The sequence below is a fragment of the Roseivirga sp. genome (genome assembly GCF_049099775.1).
Taxonomy (GTDB): domain Bacteria; phylum Bacteroidota; class Bacteroidia; order Cytophagales; family Cyclobacteriaceae; genus Roseivirga.
The window spans coordinates 768392-783474 of record NZ_JAGDZM010000004.1 but is presented as its reverse complement, the minus strand read 5'-3'; the positions used below and the strand labels follow the sequence as shown (position 1 = coordinate 783474).

The following is a 15083-nucleotide window of genomic DNA, read 5'->3' as shown; positions in this document are numbered from 1 at the left end:
ATGCGTATCTTTCTTTATGCAACCCTTGGAAAAAGGAGATGTCTTTAGACTGATTTTAACCATTGGAAACCGGATACCAAAATATTCATCAACCGATTATTGACCGATGTCTCGCTGGCGAGCGCATGGCTCAATATGAATTATACAAGCTTTATTCAAAGGCTATGTATAATACATGCTATAGAATAACGAATAGTGAGATGGATGCTGAAGATGTGCTACAAGAGTCTTTTTTGAGCGCATTTAAAAACCTAAAGAACTATAAAGGAACAGCTGCATTCGGAAGTTGGTTAAAACGTATAGTAGTAAATAATGCTATCAACTTGGTAAAGAGAAGAAGGTTGGATTTAGATTCCGTTGAGGATATCGGAGAATTTGACTTAGAAATCGAAAATCAGGATAACCAAGATATGGCCTATGAAATTGCTTTAGTAAATGAAGGGATTTCGAGATTGCCAGATGGTTACCGGTTGGTATTAACGCTATACTTAATAGAGGGATACGACCATAAAGAAATTGGGGAGATTTTAGGAATTACTGAATCTACTTCTAAATCTCAATACAATAGGTCGAAGAAGAAGTTGAGAGAAATATTAAAAGAAGATTTGAAGTATGCAGGCTAAGGATAACATGGAGGAGTTTTTTCAAAAGAACAGGGGAGCATTCGATCAAAAGAATCCGCCTGAGTCTATTTGGAATTCGATAGAGCAAGAATTAGAGCCAAAGTCAAGCAATAACCTTTGGTATTGGAAAGCCGCTGTATTTTTACTGGTAGGCGCTGTTACATATTTATTAGTGGATAGATCTAGTCAGGGCATTCCGACTACCACATTAGATGAACAACAAGCATTTGTCGAAACCTCAAACCTTGAGAAATTCGAAGAATTAGAGACTTTTTATGCTTCTATTATTTCTAATAAGACCTCTAAAATGTCAGATGAGGTAGAAGGTCAGGTTCAGTTTGGGTATCTAGAAACCGAAATAAAGAATCTTGACGTTATTTATGACGATCTGAAAGATGTGTTTTTAGAGAGCCAACAGTCAGAACAGGTTCTGGACCGTCTAATGCATATTTTAAGGCAGAAAATTCACTTGATTAACAGTCAAATAGATATTCTAGAGCAAGATAGATTGCCAGATAATATGAAAAAGGAATTAGGTATAACTATGTAAACCTAAGCTGTTGTAGCTGCGGAATCAAAAACTTTTCCATCCTCACACCGAAAAGTTCTTTTAGGATAATTCTCTATGATTTTAAAATCATGAGTGGCCATAAGAACAGCCGTTCCACTTTTGTTTATTTCTTGAAAAGTCTTGAAAATGCCATCCGACACCTCTGGGTCTAAATTTCCAGTAGGTTCATCGGCGATTAGAATAGAAGGTTCATTTACAAGTGCCCGAGCAATTACCACCCTTTGTTGTTCTCCTCCTGAAAGTTGGTGGGGCATTTTAGACGCCACAGCGCCTAAACCAACTCGCATTAAAACTTCTGCCAACCTACTTTTCATCTTCGATTTGTCTTTCCAGCCCGTGGCTTTCATAACAAAGTATATGTTTTCGGCTACGCTACGGTCTTGAAGCAACTGGAAGTCTTGAAATACAATGCCTAGTTTTCTTCTTAACTGAGGTATCTCTTTCCTTTTGATTTTATCAATGTCAAAACCTGCAACACGAATACTACCCATGTGCAATGGAATGTCACAATACAGGGTTTTCAGTAAAGAACTTTTTCCACTTCCGGTTCTGCCAATCAAATAAACAAACTCACCTTTATCAACATTTAGGCTGACATCATTAAGTACAGTCTTATCTTCTTGAAAAATGCTAGCGTTAGTTATTTGAACAATGGGTTCACCTGAAAAGGACATGTTAGATCTCTAATTTTTGAAGTTTACCGAAAGGCAAGTTATTAATTACTTCTTCTAACGCAACTTCCTTGCCTTCAAGTCCATACTTCTCCAATTTTTTTAAGGGACGGTCTGCTCTGAAATAAGCTATCAGCACAAAGTTCTCGTCCCGTAACTGTATATAGTCCGGAATTTTTGCTTTCCCCTTTACCTTGATGATGTACATTTCTTCACTAAAATTCGAATCAGTGGGATAACCCGAAGTTTGCGAAAATGTTTTATCCATTTGACTTTGCATGATCTGCTAAAAATTTAGCAAGACCGGAGTCAGTTAAAGGGTGGTTCAAAAGACTTGTTATTACGTTTAGCGGACACGTTACTACATCTGCTCCTATTTCAGAACATTGAATGAGGTGCATTGTATGGCGTATAGAGGCTGCCAATACTTCAGTAGTGAAACCATAGTTTTGGTAAATGGTCACAATCTGATCGATAAGCTGTAATCCATCGTAGCTAATGTCGTCTAATCGGCCAATGAATGGAGAAACATAGGAAGCTCCAGCTTTGGCAGCTAAAAGTGCTTGGCCAGCCGAGAAAACAAGCGTACAATTTGTTCTAATGCCTTGGTTAGTAAAATACTTGATCGCTTTTACGCCGTCTTTAATCATAGGTACCTTCACCACAATCTTGTCATCAATTTTGGCAAGAGCAGTGCCTTCTTTGATCATTCCATCAAAATCTGTCGCAATTACTTCAGCACTAACATTATCATCTACAATGTCGCAGATGGCTTTATAGTGCGCCATAACGTTTTCCTGACCAGAGATTCCCTCTTTCGCCATTAGTGATGGATTAGTAGTTACACCATCTAGAACGCCTAAATCATAGGCTTCTTGAATGTCATTGAGATTTGCTGTGTCGATAAAGAATTTCATTGCTAAATTTTTCTAGGTTTGAACACAACAAAGCTAGGGTTTTAATCAATTAAAACCACTCAGAAGAGTTGAGTTTCAGCAATGATTTTGCATAAACTTAGTTTATGCCATTTCCAGGAATATCATAAGAAATGGATAGCGTAAAAGAGTAGCTAGTGGGTCCATTTACCTTTACCGGTAAAGCATTTTCGTTATACTCATAAGAGTAGTTGCAGGGGTTACAGGCCAGGTCAAGTAGCCCAGAATAATCCGTATACCTGACTTGTGTAATATTGTTATTATTGGTTATTGATGCCTCGTAATCATTGAAATATGGATTGCCTAATTTATAGTTTCTAGCATTGTCATAAGTGAAATCCGCTTCGTAGCGTAATGTTTCATGGTAGTATGTTTCGATTTTTGAAATATTACCATTTTGCCAAAAATATCTGTTCGAACTCTGCGGGTCAGTAGTATTTGGGTTATAAGAACGTGTGCTTTCTACAAGGCCATTACTATTGTACTGATATTCCTTAATCCATTGTACGGATAATTCACCAGTGTACGGATAAGAAAAACGTTGCTCGTGTAATTTGCCATCAGAATAATAAGTATAGTCTATTTGCTGGTAAATTGTATCACTGGGTAAATACATGTGCGTCCGGCTCATGAGTAGGTCACCAGCGTATTGGAATTCGATGAGCTCACCATCCCATACTAAATCAGGATCTGAACTTATCGTTCTTAAAACAGATTTGATTCTATTTTCAGTGTCATATGTGAATTCCTCCGTTTCCGTATAGGTTTCGTTACTCGAATTCACGATTTCTTTCACATTGAAATGCTCCAAAGAAATGGGGGTTATGTCATTTTCACAGGACAAAACAATAATTATCACAAGCAGGAGATAAATACTTTTCTTCATGGTAATGTGGCTTTGTTAACTTGACACCACCCTAGTTATAAAGGTTGTAATGGGAGTGAAATTAATTCCGTCAGTTCACATATTCCTGTTTTTTGACTAGCGCAAAATAGTCGCCCTCAATAGGTAAGTACCCATACTCATAACAGAAATAGTATGTAGCCCCAGCTTTTGTAGTATAGGTGCTCGTATGGTAATTGAAGTCGAACCCCTTTTCATTTAATTTTGTTCTGGTTGTTTTTGATTTCCCTTTAGGGTTCAACTCCTCTAAGATTCGCCGGTTTTTACGGAGAATATTATGAACGTTTCTCACATAGTTATTGGTGTCTGCATTCTGCTTATTGTTGTAGGCATTCCTGCACTGATCATCACAAAACTTTTTATCACGACGACCATAAACTGGTTTGCCACATTCTAAACACGCTCTATTTGTCATTTAATTTCAAGTAAATTGAATATGTAAATTACTGATAAACAATGTTATATCCAATTACAAACGTTTACAAGTGAATCTATTCGACTACAAACACTTAGTAACCGACATGAGGTTGAAGTCTGATCTTACTTTGCCACCGTCAATTCGAAACACCGAACTGACATGAAATAAAATTTAAGTCATAAAATAATAATCATGCAAAATTTAAGAAACCGCGTACAGCTTATCGGAAGACTTGGTCAGAACCCAGAAACAAGAACAATCAATTCAGGTAAAACATTGACTACGTTTTCAATAGCCACGTCTGAGAGCTATAGGAATAGTGAAGGCGAAAAAATAGAAGAAACGCAATGGCACAATATTGTGGCCTGGGGAAAAGTAGGAGAGATTGCCGCGGAATATTTAACTAAGGGTCAGGAGATCGTATTAGAGGGGAAACTGATCCATAGGTCTTATGAGACGAAGGAAGGAGACAAGCGCTACATTACGGAGATCAATATGAATGAAATGTTGATGCTTGGAAGCAAAAACCAATAGGTAATAAAAAGAAAGTAGAGCGCGCACTATTTAATTAGTACGCGCTCTATTTCTCTTATAACGTTGATTAAAATAGTACTGGTGATTAAAATAAAAAACGCTGAGATCAACCAGTGTCTTTGCCCACCTCTTTTAGTAGTTCTTCTTTTCTTTTGGTGAAGAAGGGAGTCATTTGCAATCATAGTCATACGTGTAGTCGGTCAGAACTACTCAAATAACTTGCCAGTGCCCTTAACGCACTTTAATGATTGTTTTTGGTGGTTTGAGTTTCCCAAAATGAGAATTACTCTAAAAATTGGAGGCTTATTTCTTGTATTCTTCAATCAATGCGTAAACAATCGCCGCCGCACATAAGAAAATGCTTATCCATCCTAAAAGGTGGGTTCCGTCTTTGAAAGCTAAGTAATAAAGTCCTGCACCTGTACCACCACCTATTATTGGACCTGCAATTGGTATCCAACTGTAACTCCAGTTTGAATCTCCTTTTCCTTTAATAGGGAGTAAGAAATGCATTAGCCTTGGCCCAAAGTCTCTGGCGGGATTAATGGCATACCCTGTGCTACCACCTTGCGCCATACCAATTATGGCAATCAAACCACCAACAACAAGAGGATTTAACCCTTCAGTAAACTCATTAGCACCAATCATAAGGAGTCCGAAAATCAATACCATTGTACCGAGCATTTCGCTTACAAGGTTAGATCCTTTTTGGTCGATAGCACCACTAGTACAAAACACACCCAGTTTAGTTGCTTGATCTTCGGTTTTACCCCAATGTGGTAAATATTGAATCCATGTTAAAAAAGCGCCAAACATGGCACCAAATACTTGGGCGATAATATAGCCAGGTACTAAATTCCATTCTAATTCACCTGCAATGGCCAATGAAGCGGTTACGGCAGGGTTTAAGTGTGCTCCGCTGATTTCGCCTACGGCGTAAATTCCAAAGGTTACAGCCAAACCCCATCCAATTGTAGTAATTATCCAACCAGAATCTTTGGCATAGGAGAATTTTAGTGATGTGGCCGCATTAATGCTGTTACCAAAATATAAAAGTATGGCTGTGCCTATAAATTCTGCTAAATAAACTGACATGACTGGAGAAAATCGTTGTTGTAATAATACGATTTAGGAGGGAATAAAAAAAGGCATCAGGATGTCGCACTGCTCTACCGCTTACCCTTGCTCTGTTCCCAGCCTGGGGGAGTTCAGCAGGAGCTAGTCGCATCCCTTTGCCGGGCACAAAGGTATTAAGAAAATGTAAACTGGAAAGCTATAAATTGATTTTTTCAAACTAAGAAAATACCCATTTATGGGTATTTTTATTCTCACTATTTTAAGGCTTATTTACGCTTAAGCACATACAATCATCCTCACACCTGAGGAGGGCAGACTGACTAGAGACAATTATTTCAACTAAAACAATAACGTTATGTTAATGCAGACATTTAGTGCGTCCGTTGATGTGCTTTTTAAGAGCGCTGTTTTAAACAGCCAAATGACTAAATTTACTGATCCCGATCCTGACCCACCGACTGACCCAGATCCAGATAATGGAAATGGAGAAGGTGGAAATGAACCGCCGCCAGCCGGAGGAGGCACTGGGGGTGGACCCGGCCGAAAATTATGTTAAGAAAAATTACACTCTATTCATGGCTGACTCTGCTCTGCTTTTCCGTTTTTGGTCAAGATGAGAGTTTCATGGATTTAGCAAATAAAGGAGATGCTTATAGAGCAGAGTCAAAATATGACTCTGCTCTAATTGTCTATAATCAACTTGCTGATACTGCAAGGGTATTATCCAATTATGAGTTTCAAGCTCGCGCTCAAGTAGGTATGGCCGCTGTTTATATACAAACTGAGAAGAATATTTTTGCAATTGAAGCTTATGATAAAGCTATAGCCTTATCGAAGATATGGGGAAATGAATATTACGAAAACATTGCCACGTATGGTAAGGGTATTACTTTCAACCTAAGTGAGGAATATGATTCCTCATTGTTCTATTTTCAACGTGCTGAAAAGTTTTTCGAAAAGACTGAAGATTATGTAATCGTTGGAGGAATTGCCGCGAATATTGCCGCGAATTTTAGGTTAAGGGGCATGAGAGAAAAATCTCTGATAAAAGATAAAGAGGCAGTAAAATATTATGAGCTCTCAAATAGGTCTAGAGAATTATGTAATCGCTTTTTCTATATCGGTAAAGATTACTTGGTTCTAAGCAATCAAGATAGTTTAAATAAAAGAGCAGATTTCTTAGATAGTTCTTTTGTTTACCTTAATAAATCGTTGGCTATTAGTGATTCTCTTTCTTATCCAGAGCCTAAGAGTTGGGCGCTCAAATCTTTAGCACAAGTTTCTTATAAAAGGGGGGATATCATTGAAGCTTATGACTTAATGCACAAAGCAAGCGATATAACTGAAGATCTTTATTCAAGGAATTATGATGATAAGATCATAGAATTTGCAACAAAGTACAAGACAGCGGAACTGGAATTAAGGAATGATCTTCAGGAAAATCAACTTTTGGCTAAAAGTAGAGCGCAATTATTAACACTTATTGTTTCAGCGTCATTAATTATCATTATCTCCATCTGGTTATATGTTGTCGATCAAAGACGAAAAGGTATCAAGGCACTGGCAGAAAAGAATGACCAAATAAATAAACAGAAGATCGATGATCTGTTGCAGGAACAGGAAATTGCTTCACTCCAAGGTGTACTAGAAGGTCAGGAAACTGAAAGGAAACGTGTGGCTATTGATCTTCATGATCGACTTGGAGGAATTTTATCGATGGTGAAACTTCATTTTAGTGCAGTAGAAGAAAAGATTGATGAAGAGAATCCGAACAAAAAGAAGTTTTTAACGGCATCGGAACTGCTCGATCTAGCGGCAGGAGAAGTGAGAAATATCTCCCATGATATGATGTCGGGCGTACTAGCCAAGTTTGGACTAGTGCCAGCCCTTAAAGATTTGAAAACGAGAATCTCAGAAACAGGTCAGCTTGATTTCAACCTTATTGTAAACTTGAAAAACAGCACATTATCTGGTGAACAAGAACTACAGTTGTACAGGATTGTGCAAGAACTTATCAGTAACATTTTAAAGCATTCTCAGGCAACGGAGACCAATATTCAGCTCAATGAGAATGAAGGCAGCGTAAATCTTATTGTAGAAGATGACGGGGTGGGCTTTGAAACTAAGCAGCTTGAAAATGCCAATGGAATCGGTTTGAGTAATTTGAAAGCGAGAGTCGCTAAATTAGAAGGAACCTTTCATGTTGATTCAGGAAAAGGTGCTGGAACAACAGTTTCAATAGATATCCCAATTGAAAATGATTAGAGTTTTTATAGTTGATGATCATCAAGTGGTAATTGACGGGCTTTCGTCCATTCTTTCTGATGATGATAACATCAAGTTTTGCGGGAGTGCTTTAAATGGTAAAGATGCGATTCAACAACTGGAAACCGAGTGCCCTGATGTTGTGTTGTTGGATATTAATATGCCTGAGATGGATGGCATACAAGTCGTTAAGGAACTTCGCAAACGCGGGGATGAGGTGCGTATTCTGGTACTTACCATGCACAATAACCCTCAATTCACTAAAGAACTCATTCAGATGGGTGTCGAAGGCTGTATCCTGAAAAACGCCGGACAAAAAGAATTGATTTTAGCTATAAATGAGGTTAATAAAGGCGAACGTTACTATGGCAAAGATGTTAGCGATTCTTTATTTGAAAGCGTAAAAAAGACACAAGATGCGGTGGCAAAAGTTCAGTTGACCAAACGCGAAGTTCAAATCATCAAATTAATAGCCTCAGAATATACTACGAATGAAATCGCAACGGAATTAGCAATCAGTACCCATACTGTTGATACACATAGGAAGAATATCGTGAGTAAGCTTGGTATAAAGAATACTGCAGGCTTGGTGAAATTTGCAATAGAAAAGGGGATAGTCTAGTCCTTGCGCTCAAAGAACTCTTTCTTCATATAAAGCTGAAACTCTAAGGCGCTACTTTCTTCAAACTCGTCCACCTTTAAATCTTCATAGATATCCTCGTCCGTATTAATATCCGTTTTTTCCACCTTTCCATCAGGGTGAATAATAAGTTCAGTCCCAGAAAAATCTATCGGGTTGATTGCAACAAGAACCTGATAATCGTCAAAAACTCTTTTGAAATATTTGTATACAATTGCGTCTTTCTTTCCCATCTATTCTAACGTTTAAAACTTTCGGCTTTTCGTTTTAAGAAAATCACAAAGTATGCTGCACCAATTCCTATTAAACCTCCAACAATAATATCTCCTGGGAAATGAACCCCAAGATACACCCTGCTGTAAGCAACTAATATGGCCCAAGGAATCAGTAACCAGATAAATTTCACATGATCTCTTAAAAGTACCCAACAGAAAAATGCCACGGCGAAAGAATTTGAAGCGTGTGAGGATGCGAAGCCATATTGGCCACCACAACCTTTCAAAAGGTTGACAGCACCTTCTAAACTTGGATCATAACATGGCCGTAGTCTACCAACCCAAGGTTTTAAAATTCCAGATGCAATTTGATCGCTTATAAAAATCAACGCTGTGATGCTTAATACTGTGATGATGATATGTTGTTTGTCGTTTTTATAGAGTAGGTAGAGCAAAACCGCGTAAAGAGGAATCCAAACCCACTTGTTACTAATAAGCGGCATTAGAAAGTCGAGCAAATCGTTATTCGCCCCATTTAGGAGCTTGAAAAGCGACTTGTCCCATTGTTCTAATTGTTCTATCATGAATTCCAGCTGATTCCCTTTTTCAAAAGTCTTAGTGTTTCTGCTTCCGTAGAATTACTAGAAGGAGTATAGTCATATTCCCATCCAGCCTCTGGTGGCAAACTCATTAAGATAGATTCTGTTCTTCCATCCGTTTCTAAACCAAATTTAGTGCCCCTGTCCAAAACCAAGTTGAACTCCGCATAACGACCTCGCCTTAAACGTTGCCACTGCTTTTCTCTTTGACCGAAAGGCTTTACGGCATTCTTACTCATTAAATGCGTGTATATAGGAGCAAAGGAAAGCCCTACGTCCTTTACGAAACTGAAAATATCTTCTTTCGTATGATCTTTTCCTTCAGAAAGGTGATCGAAGAATATGCCGCCAATACCGCGAGTTTCTTTTCTGTGCTTGATGTAGAAATAATTGTCTGCCCAATCTTTAAACTCAGGATAATAGTTTTCGTCATGTTTGTCGCAAACCGCTTTGAGCTTATCGTGGAAAAATGTGGCGTCCGTTTTGTCAATATAATGTGGTGATAAATCGATACCACCTCCAAACCAGTAGGTTCCTGTCGACATTTCAAAATACCGGATATTCATGTGAATAATAGGTACCCAAGGGTTTTCTGGATGTAAGACGATAGATACACCTGTAGCGAAAAAGTCACCGTCCTTCAATCCAAAAGATTCGAGAATTTTCTCAGGTGTTTTACCATGAACCTCCGAAAAATTTACGCCACCTTTTTCAATAATATGACCATGCCTGATCACACGCGTACGGCCACCGCCTCCTCCGGGTCTTTCCCACCGGTCTTGTTCAAATTTTGCTAAGCCATCGGCTTTTTCTAACGCAGTACAAATATGATCTTGTATGTTTTTGAAAACACCGGCAATGTGTTCCTTGTCGAGTTGACTCATATTGCAAAAATATCAGAAAGCGGTAAAGTAAAAATGGACTTTGGTAATTAAAACTAGAAACAGCTAAACTCTTGCCGCTGAAATAGAGTTACTTACATAGATTGCCTACCGCTCGTTAGGTTTTTATCATAAATCATCTGAATTATTGGTTATTTTTAACCTTCAAATCAAAACCTATCAATGGAATTGACCAAAGAAGAAATCTCTAAAGTGGAAATGACTAAAAAGTCGAACACATCTAAGAAAATGCTCGAAAAAGCTTATCGTTTGATGCAAACGGCTTACAATATGGCGGTGCTTTACGATGAAAATAGAGCAGTTTGTAGTAAGTATGTTCACAGTACATCGAGAGGTCATGAGGCAATTCAGTTGGCTAGTGCATTTCAGCTTCAGCCATACGATTTTGCCGCACCTTATTATAGGGATGAATCTATCCTTTTAGGAATAGGGATGGAACCACATGAGCTCATGCTTCAATTGATGGGTAAAAAAGACGATCCTTTTTCAGGTGGGCGAACGTACTACGGTCATCCATCTTTAAAACGAGAAGGTTTTCCAATCATACCTCACCAAAGTTCAGCTACGGGCATGCAAGCCATTCCTGCCACTGGAATGGCACACGGTCTTCATTACTTAGCATCACAAGGCCTATTGGCAACCAATAACAAACCAGTTGTACTGTGTTCTTTAGGGGATGGGTCGGTTACAGAAGGAGAAGTTTCTGAAGCTATGCAGATGGCTGTATTGCATAATTTGCCAATAGTATACCTAATTCAAGATAATGACTGGGGTATATCTGCCACTGGTAAAGAAATGCGAGCCATGGATGCCTACGAGTTTGCGGCTGGCTTTAAAGGCATGGAACGGATGCGCGTAGATGGAGCCGATTTTGTTGCCTCATATGAAGGTATGTCGAAAGCGTTCGATTATGTGCGAAAAGAAAGAAAACCAATTCTTGTACACGCCAAAACACCTTTATTAGGTCACCATACATCTGGCGTGCGTAAAGAATGGTACCGAAGTGATTTCGATTTAGAAGATCATCAAAAGTCTGACCCTATACCAACGCTTAGAAAAGCATTGAAAAAGGCAGGCTATAAAGAAGCTGACCTTGTTAAACTGGAAGATGAAACGAAGGCATTTGTTCAGTCAGAATATGCTAGAGCTTTAAACGGAGATGATCCTGACCCTTCAACGGTTTTAGAACATGAGTTTGCACCAACGCCGATTACGGAAGAAAAAGGACAAAGAAAACCACGTGGAGCTGAGAAAGTGGTGATGGTAGATGCTGCTTTGCATGCAGTTGACGATATACTAAGAAATATTCCAGAGTCACTCTTCTACGGACAAGATGTTGGAGGTACTTTAGGTGGTGTATTTAGAGAAGCCGCCACATTGGCTCAAAAGTACGGTGATAGCCGAATATTCAATACACCAATTCAAGAAGCCTACATTGTTGGATCAACAGCTGGTATGAGCGCAGTGGGGGCTAAGCCCATTGTAGAGATTCAGTTCGCTGATTATGTTTGGCCAGGAATAAACCAACTGGTAGAGGAGCTTTCTAAAAGTTGTTATCTATCTAAGGGTCAGTTTCCAATTCAATCTTTAATCCGTATTCCGATTGGTGCTTATGGTGGAGGTGGACCATACCACTCAGGTAGTATAGAGTCTACTCTATTGAATATCAGAGGTATAAAAGTCGTTTATCCTTCAAATGCTGCAGATATTAAAGGCTTAATGAAAGCCGCTTTTCATGATCCTAATCCTGTGGTTATGTTGGAGCATAAGGGACTTTATTGGTCTAAGGTTCCTGGTACTGACGATGCCAAGACTTTTGAGCCAGACAGCGAATACATAGTGCCCCTTGGGAAAGCTAGAATAGCGCAAGAAGCAAGCGAAGAAGCTATTGAAAATGGCGAGTCTTGTACCGTTATTACTTACGGCATGGGTGTGCACTGGGCCAAAGCAGCCAGTAAGAAGTTTGAGGGACAAGTTGAGATCCTAGATTTAAGAACTCTAAATCCTTTAGACTGGGAGGCTGTCGTAAAATCCGTTGAAAACCACGGTAAGGCATTGGTATTAACGGAAGAGCCTCTAATGAACTCTTTTGCGGAATCTTTGGCAGGAAGAATTTCTCAGCAATGCTTCCAATCTTTGGACGCTCCTGTAATGACTTATGGATCGGAGAATTTGCCCGCAATCCCTTTAAACGTGGATTTAGAAAAGGCTATGATGCCAACTGCCGAGAAGGTTGAGGCAGTATTGTCAGAATTAGTGAATTACTAGAAGGCATAACCAACGCCAATGTTATAAATGGTTTGGTTTGGCCTTGTAAAAAGGCGTTGCCAGCGTTCGCCTTTTGGGAACCGTGGGTCTTTTATCTTATGTCCTACATCCAGCCTGAAAACCAGAAAACTTAAGTCTAGCCTTAGACCAATTCCAGCACCTATTGCTATTTCATTGTAAAATTCATCCACTTTGAATTGTGCTCCAGAAGAAACCCTCACTACTTCGCCTGCTGCAGGAGTTTCGTTTTCTCTCAGTCTCCAAATATTGCCTGCATCGATAAAGAATGCCCAATCAAATAAACCAGAAATCTTAGCCCTGTATTCCGCATTTAATTCTAACAATACTTCGCCCGGTTGCTCAAAAAGGTAACTATCAGAGCCTGTACGGTTGGGAACTAACTCGCCGTTTTCAAGAACATTCTGCCCATCATTATCTAACAGGTAAGGAAAAGACGAGCCCGGCCCTAATCGGCGAGGATTCCATGCTCTATTGCTACTACTTCCTCCAGTGAAGAAGTATTTCTCATAAGGAAGGGCATTATTTCCACTATACGGATCAGCTATACCTGTATTTAGTCTAAGGGCGAGTGCTTTTTTTCCTTCTAACGGAATGTGCCTACGATAATCGAATTGTACTTTATAAAACTGATAATTCTCTAGTTCGTTGTTTTCTAGTAATGCCCTCCCCACTAGGTCATAAATTGTTCCACCAGATTCTAGGAAGAAACGAATAAAAGTTGATGGTCGATCTGAGTTCCCATAATCAAAATTATAGGATGCATTAAATGATGAACTGGAAACAAACGAACGATTAAAGGAGAAGGCGAGTGTATTTCCTTGAAGCAGTAAGTCTTGAAGTTGATTGTCAAAATCTGAACCGGTAACAATATCCGTGTCAATCAAACTGATATCTGATAGGTTGAAGGTATAGTTTTTTGTGTTTTCTAGGTTCTGCCAAGAGTAGCTAAAAACGCCATTTAAATTTCTTCTGACATACTCTGATTTCCTATCTACGAAAGAATAACCAAGAGATGCCCTTGTTCTAGGATTAAAAGTCGATTTATTAAGGTTTCTGGAATTGAAAGGTGTTAGAAAACGAGGGAATATCAAGGACATGTTACCACCATAGCGTGTTGTTTGAAAGGCATTGCTTTGGTCTGTAGCAGAACTCAAACCATCAACGCCAACAAAGCCTGTTAAGGTAAATATCTCAGCCCCATGAAAGATGTTACGATTCTTGAAAGTGAGGTTATAGAACGGCCCTGGAGGACCTTCAGTTACATTAACCCCTGCTTCTTGCGTGAGCTGATATTTTTGCAATGGAGCGGTATAGAGCGTTGCGAGCAGTTTTCCGGGTACTTGCATCGTATCTAAGTTGATATTTACAAAACGGAACATGTCCATATTGAACAGTTGCCTCTGTGTATTTTCAATGTTCGTTTGGTTGTATAAATCACCCGGTTTAAACCTAAGCCTAGCATCTAATGCCTTGGCAGAATAATCGAATGTGCCGAAATTGTACTTCACACCAAAGTATTCATTATTGCTCTGGATAGGTGAATTACCATTAGTATTGATAATGATAGAATCCAAAGTGTATGACTGATGGGTATTTTTATCAATTGGTTTATTGATTACTGTAGTCATCCATAAATCCGTTTTTGGAGGATCTTCGAGTACCTGAAATTCTATGTATCGTTTATTGAAACCGAAATAGCCGTTGTTTTTCAGAAGCAAGTCAATCCGATCACGTTCTTTTTCAATATTCAGCCGATCATAATATGACCCTTTATCTAAGAATGATCTCGATTGATTCTGTTTTAAAAGATCGGTAATCTTCTGATCACCAGTTCGTACAATTAAACTGTCAATAAAGTCTCTAGGGCCTTCTTCTATGATATATTTCAGGAAGATTTTTCGATTCTTTTCAGTCTTTTCAACTGATACTTCAGAGCTTTTAAGGCCTTGAATATTGATGAGGTAGGCGTTTATTTTTTGTCTAATATTTTCTACTTCTATGCTGTCATAAACAGATAAAGGGGAGCCTGTTTTCATCCGGAAGTTTCCGTTGGTCAGCTTAGCATCATACCGATCGACTACACGTTGTCTTTTAGCCTGTAGTTTGTCCAAGTCTTTACCTGAAGAATCTCGTTTGGTCATCCGATCGTCAATGCTCTTGAGTTGTTTTTTTCGCTTAAGATTTAGTTTTACGGTATCAAAATTGTCTTCTCCATTTTCATAAAGCGCAGCACCGACAGGGCCAAGGAAAGGAATTCTAAGATTGGGCTTTAAGGTGATAAGTTCTAAGATATCTTCCTCATTTGTTTTTTCAATTCCTTCAATGCTTTGTTTGAATAACCACTTCTCTCCATCTTCCAAATGCTTTACACCAGCACACGAAGCGAATAGAATCGATAAAAGGATAAATAAAATGAGTTGAGTCCTTAACTTCACAGACA

17 protein-coding genes and 1 other RNA gene are annotated in these 15083 nt (G+C 38.9%); 7 read left to right on the top strand and 11 right to left on the bottom strand.

Features of this window, described 5'->3' with window-relative positions; genetic code table 11:
* Nucleotides 1-62 precede the first annotated feature (62 nt).
* Entirely contained in the window at nt 63-623 is a 561-nt protein-coding gene (locus JXQ92_RS07990; RefSeq protein WP_421986074.1) for an RNA polymerase sigma factor, read from the top strand.
* A complete protein-coding gene (locus tag JXQ92_RS07985) occupies nt 613-1173 on the top strand; it encodes a hypothetical protein (RefSeq protein WP_421986073.1) in 561 nt (186 codons plus the stop codon). Before JXQ92_RS07990 ends, JXQ92_RS07985 begins: the two co-directional genes overlap by 11 nt.
* Before the next feature lie 2 nt (nt 1174-1175).
* On the opposite strand, the gene JXQ92_RS07980 is transcribed toward JXQ92_RS07985, so the two are convergent.
* The 5 genes from JXQ92_RS07980 to JXQ92_RS07960 all read right to left on the bottom strand — a co-directional run bounded on the left by JXQ92_RS07980 (nt 1176) and on the right by JXQ92_RS07960 (nt 4119).
* The gene (locus JXQ92_RS07980) at nt 1176-1868 is read right to left on the bottom strand and encodes a cell division ATP-binding protein FtsE (RefSeq protein ID WP_421986072.1); all 693 of its coding nucleotides are present in this window, start codon (nt 1866-1868) and stop codon (nt 1176-1178) included.
* Nucleotide 1869: 1 nt separating this feature from the next.
* Nucleotides 1870-2073, bottom strand: coding sequence for a fructose-6-phosphate aldolase (locus JXQ92_RS07975; protein ID WP_069837145.1), 204 nt, complete (start codon nt 2071-2073; stop codon nt 1870-1872).
* A 52-nt stretch (nt 2074-2125) separates the two neighbouring features.
* Nucleotides 2126-2782: a fructose-6-phosphate aldolase gene (gene fsa, locus JXQ92_RS07970; RefSeq protein WP_421986071.1), complete on the bottom strand. Its 657-nt coding sequence runs from the start codon at nt 2780-2782 to the stop codon at nt 2126-2128.
* A 97-nt stretch (nt 2783-2879) separates the two neighbouring features.
* Nucleotides 2880-3686 carry a hypothetical protein gene (locus JXQ92_RS07965; protein WP_421986070.1) on the bottom strand — a complete coding sequence of 269 codons (807 nt, stop codon included), beginning with the start codon at nt 3684-3686 and terminating at the stop codon, nt 2880-2882.
* A gap of 70 nt (nt 3687-3756) precedes the next feature.
* Nucleotides 3757-4119, bottom strand: coding sequence for a hypothetical protein (locus JXQ92_RS07960; RefSeq protein WP_421986069.1), 363 nt, complete (start codon nt 4117-4119; stop codon nt 3757-3759).
* 195 nt (nt 4120-4314) lie between these two features.
* Here JXQ92_RS07960 and JXQ92_RS07955 point away from each other — a divergent pair, with 195 nt between their 5' ends.
* Nucleotides 4315-4656, top strand: coding sequence for a single-stranded DNA-binding protein (locus JXQ92_RS07955; RefSeq protein ID WP_421986068.1), 342 nt, complete (start codon nt 4315-4317; stop codon nt 4654-4656).
* A gap of 303 nt (nt 4657-4959) precedes the next feature.
* Here the strand turns inward: JXQ92_RS07955 and JXQ92_RS07950 are convergent, their stop codons facing one another.
* Both JXQ92_RS07950 and ffs read right to left on the bottom strand, forming a co-directional pair.
* On the bottom strand, nt 4960-5751 hold the full coding sequence (locus JXQ92_RS07950) for an MIP/aquaporin family protein (RefSeq protein WP_421986067.1): 792 nt from the start codon (nt 5749-5751) through the stop codon (nt 4960-4962).
* A 47-nt stretch (nt 5752-5798) separates the two neighbouring features.
* Nucleotides 5799-5895: signal recognition particle sRNA small type (gene ffs / locus JXQ92_RS07945), an RNA gene on the bottom strand.
* 193 nt (nt 5896-6088) lie between these two features.
* On the opposite strand from ffs, the gene JXQ92_RS07940 reads away from it, so the two are divergent.
* The 3 genes from JXQ92_RS07940 to JXQ92_RS07930 are packed head-to-tail and all read left to right on the top strand — an operon-like array spanning nt 6089 to nt 8620.
* A complete protein-coding gene (locus JXQ92_RS07940; protein ID WP_421986066.1) occupies nt 6089-6289 on the top strand; it encodes a hypothetical protein in 201 nt (66 codons plus the stop codon).
* Nucleotides 6283-7998, top strand: coding sequence for a sensor histidine kinase (locus tag JXQ92_RS07935; protein WP_421986065.1), 1716 nt, complete (start codon nt 6283-6285; stop codon nt 7996-7998). The genes JXQ92_RS07940 and JXQ92_RS07935 overlap by 7 nt, the downstream gene beginning before the upstream one ends.
* Nucleotides 7991-8620, top strand: a complete 630-nt coding sequence (locus tag JXQ92_RS07930) for a response regulator (protein ID WP_421986418.1) — start codon at nt 7991-7993, stop codon at nt 8618-8620. The genes JXQ92_RS07935 and JXQ92_RS07930 overlap by 8 nt, the downstream gene beginning before the upstream one ends.
* Here the strand turns inward: JXQ92_RS07930 and JXQ92_RS07925 are convergent.
* From JXQ92_RS07925 to hemF, 3 genes are read right to left on the bottom strand one after another with little or no spacing between them, the layout of a single operon-like run.
* The gene (locus JXQ92_RS07925; protein ID WP_421986064.1) at nt 8617-8871 is read right to left on the bottom strand and encodes a hypothetical protein; all 255 of its coding nucleotides are present in this window, start codon (nt 8869-8871) and stop codon (nt 8617-8619) included. The two genes, JXQ92_RS07930 and JXQ92_RS07925, sit on opposite strands and share 4 nt — an antisense overlap.
* A gap of 5 nt (nt 8872-8876) precedes the next feature.
* Nucleotides 8877-9437 carry a phosphatase PAP2 family protein gene (locus JXQ92_RS07920; RefSeq protein ID WP_421986063.1) on the bottom strand — a complete coding sequence of 187 codons (561 nt, stop codon included), beginning with the start codon at nt 9435-9437 and terminating at the stop codon, nt 8877-8879.
* On the bottom strand, nt 9434-10336 hold the full coding sequence (gene hemF / locus JXQ92_RS07915) for an oxygen-dependent coproporphyrinogen oxidase (RefSeq protein WP_421986062.1): 903 nt from the start codon (nt 10334-10336) through the stop codon (nt 9434-9436). Before hemF ends, JXQ92_RS07920 begins: the two co-directional genes overlap by 4 nt.
* A gap of 180 nt (nt 10337-10516) precedes the next feature.
* On the opposite strand from hemF, the gene JXQ92_RS07910 reads away from it, so the two are divergent.
* Nucleotides 10517-12622, top strand: a complete 2106-nt coding sequence (locus JXQ92_RS07910) for an alpha-ketoacid dehydrogenase subunit alpha/beta (RefSeq protein WP_421986061.1) — start codon at nt 10517-10519, stop codon at nt 12620-12622.
* Here JXQ92_RS07910 and JXQ92_RS07905 read toward each other — a convergent pair.
* Complete coding sequence (locus tag JXQ92_RS07905) at nt 12619-15078, bottom strand: BamA/TamA family outer membrane protein (RefSeq protein WP_421986417.1); 2460 nt, start codon at nt 15076-15078, stop codon at nt 12619-12621. The genes JXQ92_RS07910 and JXQ92_RS07905 overlap by 4 nt on opposite strands.
* Nucleotides 15079-15083 lie beyond the last annotated feature (5 nt).